Origin of the sequence: Pseudomonas sp. NBRC 111138 (assembly GCF_001320835.1) — a bacterium.
Lineage (GTDB): Bacteria > Pseudomonadota > Gammaproteobacteria > Pseudomonadales > Pseudomonadaceae > Aquipseudomonas > Aquipseudomonas paracarnis.
This window is the reverse complement of the sequence record NZ_BCBO01000006.1, coordinates 1-17,165: the sequence shown is the minus strand read 5'-3', so window position 1 is coordinate 17,165 and position 17,165 is coordinate 1. Positions and strand designations below refer to the sequence as shown.

Below are 17,165 nucleotides of genomic sequence, written 5' to 3'. Positions count from 1 at the left end.
TCATTGTGCTACATGAGGCAGAAGGTGAAGTCAGCATTAACGTCACCAACACGGATAGCAGTCCGGCACTGCTGCACTCGGTTATTGAGGATGTCCCGGAAGATACCGAGCAACTGATTGTTGTCACCCCACCGGTCACACGTGTGGATGCAGGAGAGCGTCAGATGGTGCGGTTTCTTTCAATAGGCACCGAACCACTCAAGACCCAGCGCCTGAAGCGTGTGTCCTTCGAAGGAATTCCTCAGGCACAACCTGGTTCTGGTGCGACCATTGGTATCAGCCTTCGGCAGAACCTTCCGCTGATCCTGCATCCCAAAGGCTTGCCAAAGAACGATGCGCCTTGGGAGCTACTGACCTGGCATCTTCAGGCCAACGTCTTGAGTGTGCGCAACGACAGCCCCTACGTAGTTCGCTTGGCGGCAGACGTCCGTCTTAATCCGCAACGAGTGACGGCCAGCCTTGCTCGTACCTACGTGCTGCCTGGCGAAGTATTGCAGGTGGCCTTGGACAAGCCTGTACCCGGTGCGACCTCGGTCACCCTTGAACCCGCGACCGTCTACGGCTTCGCTGTCGATAGCTACGATGCGCTGCTCATCACGAATGCGCCGTGACCGTTCATGAACACAACCAATGGCAGTTTCGGTGCAGTTCCCGACGACTTGAATCATGTACAAAAGCGTGAGGCGCTTTTCAGGCGAAGCGGGCTGAGCCTGTCGGTGTGCATGGCAATGATGGCGGTGGTGGTCACGGATGCTTCTGCCGCCCGTGTATCGAGCATTTCCGGGTTCGACTTGGAAACGCTGCAGGCGCGGGGTATCAGCCCTTCGGTTGCCCACTATTTTCGTCATGCGCCACGTTTCAGTGAGGGTGTGAGGGTCGTGGACCTGCACGTCAACGGTGAGCGGATAGGCTTGACGGATGCTCGGTTCGATAAAGAAGGCGAGCTATGTTTTACCCGTAGTTTGCTTGATCGTGGCAGCTTGCGGGTACCTTCCTCGGTGATCGACAAAAGTGTCCCCCCCGAGCAAGCCTGTCATGACTTCAAAGCCGAATACCCTGAGACAGTAACGACATTGCGTCCTGGCAACGAAGAGGTGTCGTTGGTGGTGCCTACGCAAGCGCTGCGAGACGTTCAGCGAGACTCCGGCAGCTATGCGCGCGGAGGCACGGCAGCGCTACTCAATTACGACGTCCAGGCAATCAACAGTCATTCCAGGGCGGATACCTATCGGTATCTTTCAGCCTCCACAGAGGTGGGCTTCAATTTTGGCGATTGGATTGCCCGTAGCCGCCAGCTTTATATTTCCAACGATCGCCGCACAACGGCCGAACACCTTTTCGCCTATGCACAACGGGATTTCTTGCCTTTGGCTTCGACCTTCCAGGTCGGTCAGATATCGAGCAATAACCCGGTGTTTGGGGGAGTACAACTGACGGGCGCGCAGATTTTCCCCGATGGTATTGAAAGTGGTGGCAGTCACAATGGCGTGGTAGTCGAGGGGCGAGCCCTGAGCCAATCACGGGTGGAAGTACGGCAATCCGGCGCGTTGATCTATACCACGGTCGTTCCTGAGGGGCCTTTTACGCTGACCAATCTGCCCTTGCTCAACGGCACCAGCGACCTTCAGGTCACGGTGATAGAGACCCAGGGCGGGCAGCGCAGTTTTATCGTGCCGGCTGCTACGTTCCGCGCAGTGGTCCCCGTGAAGTCTGGATATACAGCTTCTTTGGGCAAGATCCGCGAGGTGGAGGGGAGAGGGGCCAAAGAGCCCCTGCTGGCCATGGCCAGTGGTACGTGGGCTGTGGGCAAGGACAGCGCGGTCAGCGCAGGGGTACAAGATACCGATAGCTACAATGCGGTGGGGCTTGCCCTGGACAGCAGCTTTTCCCAGCGCTTTTCCCTGGGGGTGCGTAACAACTTGTCCCGGGATCATTCAACAAACGTACAAGGCGCGCGCAACAGTGTGTCTGTGAGCGTCGGCCTGCCTGCGAATGTACAGATGTCCTTGAGTGCCACTGCGCAGACACCGGGCTATCGTGACGTCATCGATACAGTGACGCCTCATGTAAACGATGTGGATGGTTCGCGATTCAAGAACCAGTACACCGTAGGATTCAGTTGGGCGGACCCTCAGTTGGGTGGCTTCTCAATCGGTTATAACCGGGGGGCCGATTTCAAGAGCCGGATTACCCAGAATATCTACGGCACGTGGAACAAGAGCTTCAGATATGCCAGCGTCGGTGTGACCGTGGACTCTCAGATTGGCCAGTCCAACAGTGCCGATGACCGGAACGATGACGGATTGGGTATTCGACTGCAGGTCAGTGTTCCCTTGGGCCGTGATCGGAGCCTCAGCGCATTCGCTCGACGTCAGGGAGAGCGCTCCAGTATCGGCACTGCCTATGATGAGCGTGTCGACGAGACGCTGAACTACCAGATACGCAGCGACAGAGACTTCGCAGGGCATCGTGAGCACACCCTGGGCGGCACGCTCAACGCGTCTTCTCGTTACGCGCAAGTGGGGCTGGGGCTGAATCGTGACTCGTCCAGCACCAGTTACTCCGGGCAATTGCAAGGGGCGGTGGTCGCCCATTCTGAAGGTTTCACATTGTCGCCGTATCGGGTTGAGGACACGTTTGGCGTGGTCTCGGTGGGCGAGGTTGCCGGTGCTCGTCTTACCACACCTCAAGGGCCGGTTTGGACCGACCCGTGGGGCAAGGCTGTGATCGCCAGTTTGCCGGCTTATCAATCGAGCGTGTTGGAACTGGAAGGCAAAAGCCTACCTCGCCAGATGGATATCAAGAACGGTACCAAGGTCCTGGAAGCGGGCCGTGGGTCCTTCAACAGGGTCGATTTCGAAGTAATCAACGTACGCCGGGTACTGCTGCGCGCTACGGATATACACGGCAAACCATTGCCTCAGGGCGCTGCCGTGCTGGGGCCAGAAAATGCATTGCTGACCACGGTGGTTGGGGATGGGATGATTTTTCTCAGCAACGTCGACGCGCCCCAGGCCCTTAAAGTCTCTTCCAGCACAGTGTCCTGCGCGCTGCAACTCGACCTTCCGGAGCAAACCTATAATGGCAAATTCTACGAAACCGCTTCGGCGGTCTGTCGGTGAGATGGCCCGCATGAACGAGTGGCGTATCGGGTGCCTCAAAGGCTTGGGGCTGTTGTTGAGCTGCCTTTTACTGGCAGCGCCGGCAAGTGCTGCGAACTGCCGCCTGTCCCTGAGCCAGCCCATCATCGATTACGGCCTGCTTCGCCCAGGCGAACAGCTCGAAAATCGGGGTGCTTCGCTGGGAAAGCGTATGGTACGTCTGAACGTGATCTGCGTGGAGGCTGCGGTGATTGCGCTACGTTTTCAAGGCGTGCCGGCCAATGAGACTGGCTACAGGTTTGGACGCCAGGGTTTTTTCAACCTGACGCTTCAGCATCCTCAACTCGACGGTAAACCCATCGAGTTAGCGCAATGGCACAACCCTACCGAACGGGACGCCCAGCTACGCCCAGGCCAATCTCTGGTAGTGCTGGTCGGCGGAGTCCCTGCCAGAGGCCACGCTTTTTCGGCGCAGGTGCAAGTAGACACCTGGCTATCGAGCACAGCCACTGCTGTTGGCAATAAAACCACATACGAGGGCAATGGGCGTTTCGAGCTGGTGTCCGGTGGCTGAGTCCTCAGGCAGGTGATCCATGGCTGCCGATGAAGTTTGCCAGCTCGGCAGATTGCGGATGTGCAAACAGCACTTTCGGATCGCCCACTTCATGCACCTTTCCCTGGTGCATGAACACCAACTTATCCCCAACCTCCCGGGCAAAACGCATTTCGTGGGTCACCATGATCAGGGTCATGCCGTCTTTAGCCAACTGGCGCACCACGCTGAGTACTTCATTGACCAGCTCCGGGTCCAGGGCCGATGTGATTTCATCGCACAGCAGCACTTTGGGTGACATGGCCAGTGCGCGGGCAATGGCGACTCGCTGTTGCTGGCCACCGGACAGTCGATCAGGGAAAGCGTCGAACTTCTCGCCCAGGCCTACCCGATCCAGCATCTGCTTTGCCAACTGCACCGCTTTGGCCTTTGGCACTTTCTGCACCACTTGCGGCGCCAGCATCACGTTCTCGCCCACGGTCAGGTGCGGGAACAGATTGAATTGCTGGAACACCATGCCGACCTTCTGCCGCAGGCTGCGCAGGTCGGCGCGGGCCGCGTCGAGGTACTCACCATCGACTTCGATGACGCCGTCGTTGATCGACTCCAGACCATTGAGGGTGCGCAGCAAGGTGGACTTGCCCGAGCCGCTGCGGCCGATGATTGCCACCACCTGGCCTTCGTCCACCGTCAGGTCGATGCCCTTGAGCACGTGGTGATCGCCGTAATACTTATGCAGGGCAGAAATTCTAAGCAGAGGCATGCAGTCTCCTTTCCAGGTAGCGCGCACTGAGGGACAAGGGGTAGCAAAGCAGGAAGTAACCGAGGGCCACCAGGCCATAGACCATGAAGGGTTCGAAGGTGGCGTTGGCGAGCATGCCGCCCGTCTTGGTCAGTTCGGTGAAGCCGATGATCGAGGTCACGGCGGTGCCTTTGACCACCTGCACCGAGAAACCCACTGTCGGCGCGACAGCAATACGTAGCGCCTGGGGCAAGATCACGTAGCGCAGTTGTTCAAGCGGGTTGAGGGCCAGGCTGGCCGAGGCTTCCCATTGGCCGTGGGCAATGGAGTCGACGCAGCCGCGCCATATTTCAGCCAGGTAAGCGCTGGTAAACAGGGTCAACGCAATCGCCGCTGCCAGCCAGGGCGATATGTCCACGCCGAGCAGGGCAACGCCGAAAAACACCAGGAACAGCTGCATCAGCAGTGGCGTGCCTTGGAACAGTTCGATATAGGCGCGGGCAATGTTGCGTGGGAACGCTTTGCGGCTGATGCGCAGGGTCATCACCAGCAAGCCGATCAGACTGCCGCCCACAAACGCCACCAATGACAGCAGCAGCGTCCATTGCAGGCCGGTAAGCAGGTTGCGCACGATGTCCCAAAACGAAAAATCACTCATCGGCTGTTCCTCATGACAAACCGTCGGCCGATCCAGTTGAGCAACTGGCGAATCATCAGCGCCATGCACAGGTACACCAGCGTGGTCAGGGCATAGGTTTCAAAGGCACGGAAATTACGTGACTGGATAAAGTTGGCGGCAAAGCTCAGCTCTTCAGTCGCGATCTGCGAACACACCGCCGAGCCGAGCATCACGATGATGATCTGGCTGCTCAGGGCTGGCCACACCTTGCCCAGGGCTGGTAGCAACACCACATGGCGGAACGCCTCGAAGCGCGTCATTGCCAGCGCCGCGGCCGCTTCCAGTTGCCCCCGTGGGATGGCCTGGATACCCGCACGTATGATCTCGGTGGAGTACGCCCCCAGGTTGATTACCATCGCCAGCACGGCGGCTTGCCATTCGGTGATTTTCAATCCCAGGGACGGCAGTCCGAAGAAGATGAAGAACAGTTGCACCAGGAACGGCGTGTTGCGGATCAACTCGACATACACACCAAAGAGCCATGCAAACGGCTGGATCTTCCACGCCCGTACCACGGCGCCGACAGTGCCCAGTGCCACGCCGAGGAGGGCGCCAATGGCCGTCAGCTCAAGGGTGAACAGCGCGCCACGCAGGAGCAGGTCGGTATTGGCCAGCACCGGCACAAAGTCGAATTGATAGGCCATCGTTGAGCTCCGCGTCAGAGGTCGGCAGGCAGCGGTTCTTTGAGCCACTGCATGGCGTTTTTCTCCAGGCTACCGTCAGCCTTGGCTGCGACCAGGATCTGGTTGACCTTTTCCAACAGCGCCGGCTCGTTCTTGTTCACGCCCACGTACACCGGCGAGTCCTTGAGCTTCACCTTCAGCGCGGGTACGCGTTTGGGGTTGCGTTCGCTGATGGCCACCATGACCACGTTGCCGCTGGCGATCAGGTCGACCTGGCCGGCCAGGTAGGCGGCGATGGTGGAATTGTTGTCTTCAAAGCGCTTGATCGTGGCTTCCTTGGGCGCTACCGCTGTCAGCTCGATGTCCTCGATGGCGCCACGGGTCACGCTGATGGTCTTGCCCTTGAGGTCGTCGAGGCTGGCGATGGCGGCGTCAGGCGGTCCAAACACGGCGAGGTAGAACGGCGCGTAGGCGCTGGAGAAGTCGATGACCTTTGCGCGCTCGGGGTTCTTGCCCAGGCTGGAAATCACCAGATCGACCTTGCCGGTGGTGAGAAACGGGATGCGGTTGGTGCTGTTCACCGGGGTCAGTTCCAGCTTGACCTTGAGTTGGTCGGCCAGCAGCTTGGCGGTGTCGATGTCCAGGCCACGGGGTTGCATGTCAGGGCCGACCGAGCCAAACGGCGGAAAGTCCTGGGGGACGGCAACCTTCAGCGTGCCACGAGCGACGATGTCATCCAGACCATTCGCCTGGGCGGGTGCCTGGCTCAGCATCAGGCTGGCAAACAGGGCAGTGAGCAGGGCGCTGTAGCGCTTGGTCATGGCAACTCTCCGAAAAAGGCGAAGGAATTTTCTGAGTTTGCCCAGTGCACAGCCCATGCCAGCACCGTTCGGATCGTCTGCAAGGCTGATGTTTATTGAGATGCACAGGTCTTACTGGTCTGAACAGTTGCCAGGGTTTTCGCACCCTTTTCGAGCGCTGACAAAAAGCTGCGAGCCCCTTTGGGGCGTGGCTTGCAGCCGGCCATAAATAGTTTTACAACGGGTCACGCAGCTATCGGGAACCTGTGCTTTTTATGAATTCCATTGCCCAAGCCGTACCGGAAGCGGCCTTGCAGGCCATCCGCAAACTCATCAAGGAGCAAGGCTTCGGGCCGGGCGATGCGTTACCGTCCCAGCGCGACCTGGCCCTGCAATTGGGGGTGAGCCGGGCTTCGTTGCGTGAGGCGCTGTCATCGCTTAGCGCCTTGGGCGTGGTCAGTGTGCAGCCGGGCAAGGGCGTGTTCGTGCAGGACGTGCAAGAAGCGCCCGGGTTTGCCTGGCCCTTCGCGGCGCAGGCTACGCCGCCGGATATCTTCCAGCTGCGCTACGCATTGGAGGGGTTTGCGGCGGGGTTGGCAGCAATGGCACTGACCATCGAGGCGCTGGACAGCCTGGAGGATAATGTCGAAGCCATGCACAGAGTGCTCAAGGCGCGTGACTTCGAAGCGGCCGCACGCCTGGACTTCGAATTTCACCAGTGCATTCTGCTGGCCAGCGGTAACCAGGCAATGGTGAGTATCCTCAGTGCCAGTGCCGAGGTGTTTTTGGAGAGTCAGAAACTACCGTTCATCCGGCCGGAGCGGGCCATGGAAACCTGGCAGGAACATCGCAGGATCCTGCGTGCCCTGGCCCGCCGCAACAGTACGACGGCGCAGAAAACCATGCAGGAACATATACGTAATGCTGCGTTGCGCACGGGCATTGCGTTCGTGACGCCCGTTACGTCGTGAGTGGGGTCATACCCACACTCATTCAACTTCATAGCAAGACTCAATCAGACGCGGCTTCCTGAACAGGGGAAGGGCGGCTATGATGGGCAACGTTTTTTTTGCTTACAATCCGGAGACATCCATGAGCAACGATCTTATCAAGCACGTCACCGACGCGACCTTTGAGGCCGAAGTACTCAAGGCTGCCGGCCCGGTGCTGGTTGACTACTGGGCTGAATGGTGCGGCCCTTGCAAAATGATCGCTCCGGTCCTGGACGACATTGCAACCACCTACGAAGGCAAGCTGACCGTTGCCAAGCTGAACATCGACGACAACCAGGAAACTCCGGCCAAGCATGGCGTACGTGGTATTCCTACGCTGATGCTGTTCAAGAACGGCAATGTTGAAGCGACTAAAGTGGGCGCGCTGTCGAAGTCCCAGTTGCAAGCTTTCCTCGACGCGAACATCTAAGCGTCGTCAAAAAAGCCCCGCAAATAGCGGGGCTTTTTCGTAAAGCAGGGCTAGACGCTCCGAAATCCAGGTGGTACATTCGGCCCCGCAGTGGTTTCTCCACTGCCCCCTGCAAGCCGTCGCCGACGCATTCCTTTTCGATTAGTACGCGATCCTGTCGCCTTCTCTGCGGCGCGGCCTCATTAAGCCAAAAGCTTAATTTCCCCCCTCCATAAATGATTACGTCATTCCTATATGAATCTGACTGAACTCAAGCAAAAGCCGATTACCGACCTGCTCCAATTGGCCGAAGAAATGGGCATAGAAAATATGGCCCGTTCGCGCAAGCAGGACGTGATTTTCTCCCTGCTCAAGAAGCACGCGAAAAGCGGCGAGGAAATCTCCGGTGATGGCGTGCTGGAGATCCTCCAGGACGGCTTCGGCTTCCTCCGCTCTGCAGACGCGTCCTATCTCGCCGGCCCAGACGATATCTACGTCTCGCCGAGCCAGATCCGTCGCTTCAACTTGCGCACTGGTGACACCATCGTTGGCAAGATCCGTCCTCCGAAGGAAGGCGAGCGTTACTTCGCCCTGCTCAAGGTCGACACGATCAACTTCGACCGCCCAGAGAACGCGAAAAACAAGATTCTCTTCGAGAACCTGACCCCGCTGTTCCCGACCGTGCGCATGAAGATGGAAGCCGGTAACGGCTCCACCGAAGACTTGACCGGTCGTGTGATCGATCTCTGCGCTCCGATCGGCAAAGGCCAGCGTGGCCTGATCGTCGCACCGCCGAAAGCCGGCAAGACCATCATGCTGCAGAACATCGCCGCGAACATTGCACGTAACAACCCTGAAGTTCATCTGATCGTGCTGTTGATCGATGAGCGTCCGGAAGAAGTGACCGAAATGCAGCGCACCGTGCGCGGCGAAGTGGTTGCCTCGACGTTCGATGAGCCGCCAACCCGCCACGTGCAGGTTGCCGAAATGGTGATCGAAAAGGCCAAGCGCCTGGTCGAGCACAAGAAAGACGTGGTGATCCTGCTCGATTCCATCACGCGTCTGGCCCGTGCCTACAACACCGTGATCCCGAGCTCCGGCAAGGTGCTGACCGGTGGTGTCGATGCCCACGCCCTGGAGAAACCAAAGCGTTTCTTCGGCGCTGCGCGGAACATCGAAGAAGGCGGCTCGCTGACCATTATCGCCACCGCGCTGGTTGAAACCGGCTCGAAGATGGACGAAGTGATCTACGAAGAGTTCAAGGGTACCGGCAACATGGAACTGCCTTTGGACCGCCGCATCGCTGAAAAGCGTGTGTTCCCGGCGATCAACATCAACCGCTCCGGCACCCGCCGCGAAGAGTTGCTGACCGCAGACGACGAACTGCAGCGTATGTGGATCCTGCGCAAGCTGCTGCACCCGATGGACGAAGTTGCGGCCATCGAGTTTCTGATCGACAAGCTGAAAACCACCAAGACCAACGACGAGTTCTTCCTGTCGATGAAACGCAAGTAATACAGCGTTTCAGGTCCAAAAAAATGGCGTCCTTAATGGGACGCCATTTTTTTTGCGTCGAGATTCTGCGATTTTTGTGGCATAAGTATCCGTTAAGTAACAAAAATTGACGCGTGACTTCGCTCATCCCTTTCGTCGCAGACTGACCACATTCTTATGACCACCCTTGCTTACCGCAGAGACATCGATGGCCTGCGTGCCATTGCTGTCCTTGCAGTCGTGTTGTTCCACTTTGGTGTCCCTGGCATTACTGGCGGTTTTGTTGGCGTTGACGTCTTCTTCGTCATCTCAGGTTTCCTGATCACGTCAATTATCTGGCGTGAGCGTCAAGCTGGACGCTTCAGCTTCATCGACTTCTGGGCTCGTCGAGCCCGGCGTATCTTGCCGGCCCTGTTTGTGATGATCGCCGCGACACTGGCAGTGGGTTGGTTTCTGTTGGCGCCCAAGGACTATGAGGAGTTAGGGCGGTCTGCGCACTATCAGGTGACCTTTACGTCGAACCTGTTGTTCTCGCGTCAGCATGGCTACTTTGATGCCTCATCCGACATCAAGCCCTTGCTGCATACCTGGTCGCTTGCAGTAGAAGAGCAGTTCTATATTTTCTTCCCATTGCTGCTGACGTTGCTTTCCAGTCGGTTGAAGCACTGGCGCCTGGCATTGTTCGCGGTACTGTTGGTGTCGTTTGGCATGAGCGTCTGGGCGGTTCAGCATGAGCCGCAGAAAGCCTTCTTCCTGTTGCATCTGCGGGCCTGGGAACTACTGGCCGGTGCAATGCTGGCGGTGCAGCCCAAGCGTGAATGGCGCGCCTCGCCGGCCTTGGCTCAAGGGGTCAGCCTGGCTTCCCTGGCATTGATCCTCATCGCTGTGCTGGGCTACGACGCGAAAACGCCGTTCCCAGGTGCGACCGCGTTGTTGCCCGTGCTGGGTGTGGTCGGGTTGATCTGGGCCAACGGTCAGCAACAGACCTGGGTCGCTCGCCTGTTGGGCACACGGATCATGGTGGGTATCGGGCTGATCTCTTATTCCTGGTACCTCTGGCACTGGCCGGTGTTCGTGTACGCCAACTATGCCGCGGTGGATGGCTTGAGCGCGCTGGAGCTGGCGGGGCTGATGCTGCTTTCGCTGGTGCTGGGCTATCTGTCCTGGCGCTTCGTGGAAACGCCGTTCCGGGAAAAACGTTTGCTGGCTTCGCGTAAGGCGATTCTGGCGTCAGCCATGGTCGGCATTCTGGGGCTGGGCTTCACTGGCCTTGCGATACGCGAAGCTGACGGCGTGCCTTCGCGCTTGTCCGAACAGGCGTTGCGTTTTGCCCAGGCCAAGAAGTGGAGCCCTGACCTGCTGGCGTGCATGGCCGACAAAGATACGCCCGATGAACGCTTGTTCTGCCATTTCGGCCCGAAAGGCCAATCTGTTTCAGCGCTGGTATGGGGCGACAGTCACGCCACCGCGCTGATACCCGCACTCAAAGAGGGCGCTGATCGCCACGATATCAGCCTGGTCGAAGCCAGTTTTGCCGGCTGTATTCCCCTCGATGGCCTGGAGAATATTGCCCGCTGCGCGCATTTCAATCGTCGCGTCGAGAAGGCCATGTCCGAGCAGGCTTTCAGCGATGTGGTGTTGGCCGCCCGCTGGAGCCTGTATGTGTACGGGCAAATGTCCGGTGACAAGGAGCATGCGCTCAAAGACCCCGGCACCGGCCAGTATGTGCGTGCCGTCGCCGAACAACGCTTTGCCCAGGGCTTGCGCGAGCGCATCCAGGGCTTGCGCGCTGCCGGGCACAAGGTCTGGCTGGTCAAGGAAGTGCCGCTGCAGGAAATCATCGTACCTTACCGTCTCAGCCGCCTGGCCATGATGAACCGCCCCGTGGACGGTGAAGGGCTCGCCGTGGCCGAGCATGTAAAGCGCCAGGCCTTTATCACGCACTTGTTTGATGAGTTGGCGGCGGCCGACAGCGGTGTCGCGGTGCTGGACCCTGCACCTTTGCTGTGTGGCACCGACGGTGTATGCCGGGTCGAACTCAATGGCCGAGCGCTGTATACCGACGATAACCACCTTTCAGACGTCGGCGCGCGACACATCGAAGCCTTCCTGGAGCCGTTGTTCAGTTCGTTGCAATCACGCGGATTGACGGCCAATTAAGCTGCCAGCCGCCCTCAGAGCAGGTAGGATGTACGCCTATTTTACGGGTGGCATGGTTAATGAAATTCAAGGATCTTCGGGATTTCGTGCAGCAACTTGAGCAGCGCGGAGAGTTGAAACGTATCCAGATGCCGATTTCTCCGGTGCTGGAAATGACTGAGATTTGCGACCGCACCTTGCGCAACAAGGGCCCGGCGCTGTTGTTCGAAAACCCGACCGGCTTCGATATTCCGGTGCTGGGCAACCTGTTCGGCACTCCCGAGCGCGTGGCCTTTGGCATGGGCGCCGAGTCCGTCAGCGAACTGCGCGAGATCGGCAAGCTGCTGGCTTTTCTCAAGGAGCCCGAGCCGCCCAAGGGCTTGAAGGACGCCTGGTCCAAGCTGCCGATCTTCCGCAAGATCATTGCCATGGCCCCCAAGGTGGTCAAGGACGCGGTGTGCCAGGAAGTGGTCATTGAGGGCGACGATGTCGACCTGGCCATGCTCCCGGTGCAAACCTGCTGGCCCGGCGACGTCGGCCCGCTGATCACCTGGGGCCTGACCGTCACCAAAGGCCCGAACAAGGACCGCCAGAACCTCGGTATCTACCGTCAGCAAGTCATTGGCCGTAACAAAGTGATCATGCGCTGGCTGAGCCACCGTGGCGGCGCCCTCGACTTCCGTGAGTGGTGCGAAAAGCATCCCGGCAAGCCGTTCCCGGTATCCGTGGCCCTGGGTGCCGACCCGGCGACCATCCTCGGCGCGGTCACGCCCGTACCTGACAGCCTCTCCGAATACGCTTTCGCCGGTTTGTTGCGCGGTAATCGCACGGAGCTGGTGAAGTGCCGCGGTAATGACCTGCAAGTGCCGGCCACCGCCGAAATCATCCTTGAAGGCGTGATTCACCCAGGTGAAATGGCCGATGAAGGCCCCTACGGCGACCACACCGGTTACTACAACGAAGTCGACAGCTTCCCGGTGTTCACCGTCGAGCGCATCACCCATCGGGTCAAGCCGATCTACCACAGCACCTACACGGGTCGTCCGCCCGATGAGCCCGCCATCCTCGGCGTGGCGCTCAACGAAGTGTTCGTGCCGATCCTGCAAAAGCAATTCCCGGAAATCACCGACTTCTACCTGCCGCCCGAGGGCTGTTCGTACCGCATGGCCATCGTGACCATGAAGAAGTCGTATCCGGGGCATGCCAAGCGGGTAATGCTCGGCGTATGGTCGTTTTTGCGACAGTTCATGTACACCAAGTTCGTTATTGTCACCGACGACGACATCAATGCCCGGGACTGGAACGATGTGATCTGGGCCATCACCACGCGCATGGACCCCAAGCGCGATACGGTGATGATCGACAACACGCCTATCGACTACCTCGACTTCGCGTCGCCGGTATCGGGCCTTGGCTCAAAGATGGGCCTGGATGCCACGCACAAATGGCCGGGCGAAACCACGCGTGAGTGGGGCCGGGTGATCGTCAAGGATGAAGCTGTCACTGCGCGGGTCGATGCGATCTGGAAAGAATTGGGAATAGATTGATGCGTGTAACCCTGCAACCTTCCGGTGCTGTGCTGGAGCTGGCTCCTGGCGAGCGAATCCTCGAAGGCGCCCGTCGCCTGGGCTATGAGTGCCCTCAAGCCTGTCGCAATGGCGTGTGCCATGTCTGCGCGGCGTTGCTGGTGGAGGGCCGGGTACGCCAAGCCGGGGAAGTGCGCGATCATGGTGAGTTCTACACCTGTATCGCCGAGCCCCTGGAGGATTGTGTGGTGCTGTGGGATGGCGTTCTGGCGCCGGGAGAGTTGCCGTTGCGCAAATTGTCGTGCCAATTGATCGAGTGTGCGCAAGTGGGTGGCGATGTGTGGCGCGTGCGCCTGCGCGCCCCGGCTGGCAAGGCGGTGCGTTATCACGCCGGGCAATACCTGATGATCGAGCGGGACAACGGCGAGAAGTCAGCGTTTTCCCTGGCCTCGGCGCCCCATGCCGGGCGTGAGTTGGAGTTGCATGTACTGGCACGGGAAGCCAGCGCGCGCAGCCTCATCGAACAGTTGCAGCGTAACCAGATGGCGCGCGTCGAGCTGCCGTTTGGCGACACTCACCTGGCTGAACTGCCAGACGGGCCACTGGTACTGATGGCCGCCGGCACCGGCATGGCGCAGATGAACAGTCTGATCGAGCATTGCCGCGCTTCAGGTTTCAAGCACCCGGTGCATCTGTATTGGGGCGTGCGTCTGCCGGAAGATTTCTACGAAATCGAGCATTGGGATCAATGGCTGCAATTACCCAACCTGTTCCTGCACAAAGTCGTCAGCGACCTGTGTGGTTGGGAAGGGCGCTGTGGTTTGCTGCATGAGGCAGTGTGCGAAGACATTGCCGACCTCAATAGCGTGCACGTCTACGCCAGCGGTTCGCCGGCGATGATCTACGGCACGCTGGACGCACTGGTCAGCGCCGGCATGGATGCGCACCGGATGCGCGCCGACGTCTTCGCCTACGCCCCAAGGCCCTGAAGCCTTGCGCTGAATAATGTAGGAGCAGGCAAGTCAGCTCTCACAGGGGACAGTGTCGTGTCAGAAGCGCACGCCAGTTGTCACCATTGCCGCGTTGAACCCGAGCAACACCAACTCCGCCGCCACCGGCCCGTAATGCGCGCCCACCGACGGAATGATCACCGGCGCCACACCGAATCGGTTCAACGGGATCTTGTCGCGGTACTCGCCGCGATAGCCCTGAAGCAGCCCGCCGGTCAATTTTGCATACACCGGATACTCGGCCAGGTCATAGCGCTTGCCCGCATAGGCGTAGTACGAGCGCTGGCGGAACGAGTTGCGAAAAGTCACCCCACCATACAACAGCCCCGATGCCTCATTGCGTTCCAGGCCGATCAAGTCCTGCTTGTTGTTGTGCTCGGGGTCGGGTGCGAAGTGCCGGGTGTAGACACTGGTCTGGGCGTACCAGAAGCCTTTGTCGTCGTTTGCGAGTGGGGTTTCGCTCGCCAGCGCGGTGGTGGCTTGGGCCAGGAACAACAGCCCAGGCAATCGAAATTTTTTCATGGGGCGACCTCGATAGTCGATGTAATGAACGGCTAAGTGGGTCGTTATGTGCGCGCTAGTTTGACGGCATGGCGCCCGCCCAGGCTGAACCGGGGCTGACAGTAGCGGGATTAATCGTCCAGATCCTGACGAGTGGCGGCGTTGATTAATGCCCAGTGGCACTTTTTCGCCGTACGGTTACAGCGCTGCGTTTTATTGCGGTAAAGTCGCTCACAACTGGTAACACTCAGGAGGCGCAACGCATTTCGCCATGACCGCCATTGAAACCGATCTTCTGCAATTGGCTTACCCTCCGCGCCTCGATCTTGGGCCGCAACTCACACACGAACAGTTGATGAGCTCGATGCAAGCCACCATGGCACGGCATAAGGGTGGGCCGGTGTGGCTATTTGCTTATGGTTCGCTGATCTGGCGCCCTGAATGTTCATCCACCGAGCGCGTACGGGCACGGGTCCACGGTTATCACCGGGGCTTGTACCTGTGGTCCCATGAGCATCGGGGTACGCCGGAATTGCCGGGGTTGGTGTTCGGGCTGGACCGCGGTGGTTCCTGCAGCGGGTTCGCCTACCGTTTGCCGGACGATCAGTTGGAGGCCTCGCTGTATGCCCTGTGGCAACGTGAGATGCCTTACCCCTCTTACCGGCCGCACTGGCTCAGCTGTCGGTTACAGGATGGCAGTACCGTGCAGGCGTTGGGGTTTGTGTTGGAGCGGCATTTGCCCAGCTATGCCGGCAACTTGCCCGATATCGTGCTTAACCATGTACTGCAAAGCGCTTGCGGGCGTTACGGCACGACTCGCGATTATGTCGAGCAGACCGTGAACGCCCTGCGTAGCCACGCCATGCCAGATAAAAACCTGGAGGCGCGGCTCAAGCGTTGTGCCAAGGGTTGCCCGGGCGATTAACGCGCCGAGCTGACACTGTTGGTGTGCCACAGCGTGGGGATCAGGAACGCGATCGCCAGTACGCACGCACCAATCAGCAGCACGAAACCACCGTCCCAGCCGAAATGGTCGACCGTGTAGCCCATGGCCGCACTTGCCGCTACCGAACCGCCCAGATAACCGAACAGACCGGTGAAGCCCGCTGCGGTGCCGGCGGCCTTCTTCGGAGCCAGTTCCAATGCCTGCAGGCCGATCAGCATCACCGGGCCGTAGATCAGGAAGCCGATGGAGAACAGCGCAATCATGTCGATCATCGGGTTGCCCGGCGGGTTGAGCCAGTAAACCAGGGTGGCCACTGTCACCAGGGCCATGAACACGATACCGGTCAGGCCGCGGTTGCCACGGAAGATCTTGTCCGACATCCAGCCGCACAGCAGCGTGCCCGGGATACCTGCCCACTCGTAGAAGAAGTACGCCCAGGACGACTTATCGACCGTGAAGTGCTTGGCTTCTTTCAAGTAGGTCGGCGCCCAGTCCAGTACGCCGTAGCGCAGCAGATAGACAAACACGTTGGCGAAGGCGATGTACCAGAGCATTTTGTTGCGCAGCACGTACTTGACGAAGATTTCCTTGGCGCTGAATTCGTCTTCGTGGCTGGCATCGTAGCCTTCCGGGTAATCGTTCTTGTACTTCTCGATAGGCGGCAGGCCCACCGATTGCGGTGTGTCGCGCATGGTGATGAAGGCAAACGCTGCCACCGCCAAGGCCACGGTGGCCGGTACATAGAACGCCGCATGCCAGTCGTTGAACCACGCCATGCCCAGCAGGAACAGCGGGCCGATCAAGCCACCGCCGACGTTATGCGCCACGTTCCAAACCGACACCACGCCGCCGCGTTCTTTCTGCGACCACCAGTGCACCATGGTCCGCCCACTTGGCGGCCAACCCATGCCCTGGGCCCAGCCGTTGATGAACAGCAAAATGAACATCATGGTCACGCTGGACGTTGCCCAAGGTGCGAAACCGAAAATGAACATCACCCCCGCCGAAACCAGCAGGCCAAAGGGCAGGAAATAGCGTGGGTTGGAGCGGTCGGACACCAGGCCCATCAGGAATTTGGACAAGCCGTAGGCAATCGCGATCGCCGACATCGCCAGGCCCAGTTCACCGCGGGTGTAACCCTCGTCGATCAGGTAGGGCATGGCCAGGGAGAAGTTTTTACGCAGCAGGTAGTAACCGGCGTAACCAAAGAAAATACCCGCGAAGATCTGCCAGCGCAGCCGTCGGTAGGTACTGTCTATTTTTTCTTCAGGCAGGGGCGCCTGGTGTGCGGCAGGACGAAAGAAAGCAAACATTCAAGAGCTCCAAATTTCTTGTTTTGACTGCGGATGCGAATGTTACAGTTTCGTTACCGAAAATAGCATCGCCTCTTATCTGCAAACACAGGAAACGAGAGCAATTGCATGTTCTTTTACGAACATGTCGCTAATAGATAAGTTGTGGTCGTAACGGATTCCTCAGAGCCAACACAGATCAACTGTGGGAGCTGGCTTGCCTGCGATAGCGCTAGGTCAGACACCCCATCAGCACCTGTCAGACCGCTATCGCAGCATAGGTATCTACACAACTTTGTAGGTTGGAGCAGCCGACGGTAACCACGATGCGAAGCGAGTCGCTCTTGCTCTGCGTTTG

At 58.9% G+C, this 17,165-nt stretch carries 16 protein-coding genes; 10 read left to right on the top strand and 6 right to left on the bottom strand.

The genetic code is table 11. From position 1 onward, the window contains the following. The first annotated feature begins 2 nt into the window (after window positions 1-2). The 3 genes from APH41_RS01525 (at window position 3) to APH41_RS01515 (ending at window position 3,675) form a co-directional block, all read left to right on the top strand. Window positions 3-611: a fimbria/pilus chaperone family protein gene (locus tag APH41_RS01525; protein ID WP_256220073.1), complete on the top strand. Its 609-nt coding sequence runs from the start codon at window positions 3-5 to the stop codon at window positions 609-611. A gap of 6 nt (window positions 612-617) precedes the next feature. Continuing rightward, the gene (locus APH41_RS01520) at window positions 618-3,122 is read left to right on the top strand and encodes a fimbria/pilus outer membrane usher protein (protein ID WP_305728892.1); all 2,505 of its coding nucleotides are present in this window, start codon (window positions 618-620) and stop codon (window positions 3,120-3,122) included. A 190-nt stretch (window positions 3,123-3,312) separates the two neighbouring features. Next, complete coding sequence (locus tag APH41_RS01515; protein WP_156359016.1) at window positions 3,313-3,675, top strand: hypothetical protein; 363 nt, start codon at window positions 3,313-3,315, stop codon at window positions 3,673-3,675. A 4-nt stretch (window positions 3,676-3,679) separates the two neighbouring features. Here the strand turns inward: APH41_RS01515 and APH41_RS01510 are convergent, their stop codons facing one another. From APH41_RS01510 to APH41_RS01495, 4 genes are read right to left on the bottom strand one after another with little or no spacing between them, the layout of a single operon-like run. Next, a complete protein-coding gene (locus APH41_RS01510; protein WP_054917093.1) occupies window positions 3,680-4,417 on the bottom strand; it encodes an amino acid ABC transporter ATP-binding protein in 738 nt (245 codons plus the stop codon). After that, on the bottom strand, window positions 4,404-5,054 hold the full coding sequence (locus tag APH41_RS01505; protein WP_054896002.1) for an amino acid ABC transporter permease: 651 nt from the start codon (window positions 5,052-5,054) through the stop codon (window positions 4,404-4,406). Before APH41_RS01505 ends, APH41_RS01510 begins: the two co-directional genes overlap by 14 nt. Then, the gene (locus tag APH41_RS01500; RefSeq protein WP_054896001.1) at window positions 5,051-5,719 is read right to left on the bottom strand and encodes an amino acid ABC transporter permease; all 669 of its coding nucleotides are present in this window, start codon (window positions 5,717-5,719) and stop codon (window positions 5,051-5,053) included. The genes APH41_RS01505 and APH41_RS01500 overlap by 4 nt, the downstream gene beginning before the upstream one ends. Before the next feature lie 14 nt (window positions 5,720-5,733). After that, a complete protein-coding gene (locus APH41_RS01495) occupies window positions 5,734-6,519 on the bottom strand; it encodes a transporter substrate-binding domain-containing protein (RefSeq protein ID WP_054896000.1) in 786 nt (261 codons plus the stop codon). Window positions 6,520-6,773: 254 nt separating this feature from the next. On the opposite strand from APH41_RS01495, the gene APH41_RS01490 reads away from it, so the two are divergent. The 6 genes from APH41_RS01490 to APH41_RS01465 all read left to right on the top strand — a co-directional run bounded on the left by APH41_RS01490 (window position 6,774) and on the right by APH41_RS01465 (window position 14,047). After that, window positions 6,774-7,469, top strand: coding sequence for a FadR/GntR family transcriptional regulator (locus tag APH41_RS01490; protein ID WP_034129020.1), 696 nt, complete (start codon window positions 6,774-6,776; stop codon window positions 7,467-7,469). Between the two features lie 121 nt (window positions 7,470-7,590). After that, the gene (gene trxA, locus APH41_RS01485; RefSeq protein WP_034129019.1) at window positions 7,591-7,920 is read left to right on the top strand and encodes a thioredoxin TrxA; all 330 of its coding nucleotides are present in this window, start codon (window positions 7,591-7,593) and stop codon (window positions 7,918-7,920) included. Window positions 7,921-8,154: 234 nt separating this feature from the next. Further along, on the top strand, window positions 8,155-9,414 hold the full coding sequence (gene rho, locus APH41_RS01480; protein ID WP_003176825.1) for a transcription termination factor Rho: 1,260 nt from the start codon (window positions 8,155-8,157) through the stop codon (window positions 9,412-9,414). A 156-nt stretch (window positions 9,415-9,570) separates the two neighbouring features. Next, window positions 9,571-11,553, top strand: coding sequence for an acyltransferase family protein (locus tag APH41_RS01475; protein WP_054895998.1), 1,983 nt, complete (start codon window positions 9,571-9,573; stop codon window positions 11,551-11,553). A 59-nt stretch (window positions 11,554-11,612) separates the two neighbouring features. Beyond that, window positions 11,613-13,079, top strand: a complete 1,467-nt coding sequence (gene ubiD, locus APH41_RS01470; protein ID WP_003195329.1) for a 4-hydroxy-3-polyprenylbenzoate decarboxylase — start codon at window positions 11,613-11,615, stop codon at window positions 13,077-13,079. Then, window positions 13,079-14,047 (top strand): CDP-6-deoxy-delta-3,4-glucoseen reductase, encoded by a 969-nt coding sequence (locus tag APH41_RS01465; protein ID WP_034129017.1) that lies wholly within the window; start codon window positions 13,079-13,081, stop codon window positions 14,045-14,047. The genes ubiD and APH41_RS01465 overlap by 1 nt, the downstream gene beginning before the upstream one ends. Window positions 14,048-14,107: 60 nt before the next feature. Here APH41_RS01465 and APH41_RS01460 read toward each other — a convergent pair whose 3' ends face one another. Further along, window positions 14,108-14,590, bottom strand: a complete 483-nt coding sequence (locus tag APH41_RS01460) for a hypothetical protein (RefSeq protein WP_054917091.1) — start codon at window positions 14,588-14,590, stop codon at window positions 14,108-14,110. Window positions 14,591-14,840: 250 nt separating this feature from the next. On the opposite strand from APH41_RS01460, the gene APH41_RS01455 reads away from it, so the two are divergent. Continuing rightward, entirely contained in the window at window positions 14,841-15,494 is a 654-nt protein-coding gene (locus APH41_RS01455; protein WP_034129015.1) for a gamma-glutamylcyclotransferase, read from the top strand. On the opposite strand, the gene glpT is transcribed toward APH41_RS01455, so the two are convergent. Then, complete coding sequence (gene glpT, locus APH41_RS01450; protein ID WP_032878817.1) at window positions 15,491-16,828, bottom strand: glycerol-3-phosphate transporter; 1,338 nt, start codon at window positions 16,826-16,828, stop codon at window positions 15,491-15,493. The two genes, APH41_RS01455 and glpT, sit on opposite strands and share 4 nt — an antisense overlap. Window positions 16,829-17,165 lie beyond the last annotated feature (337 nt).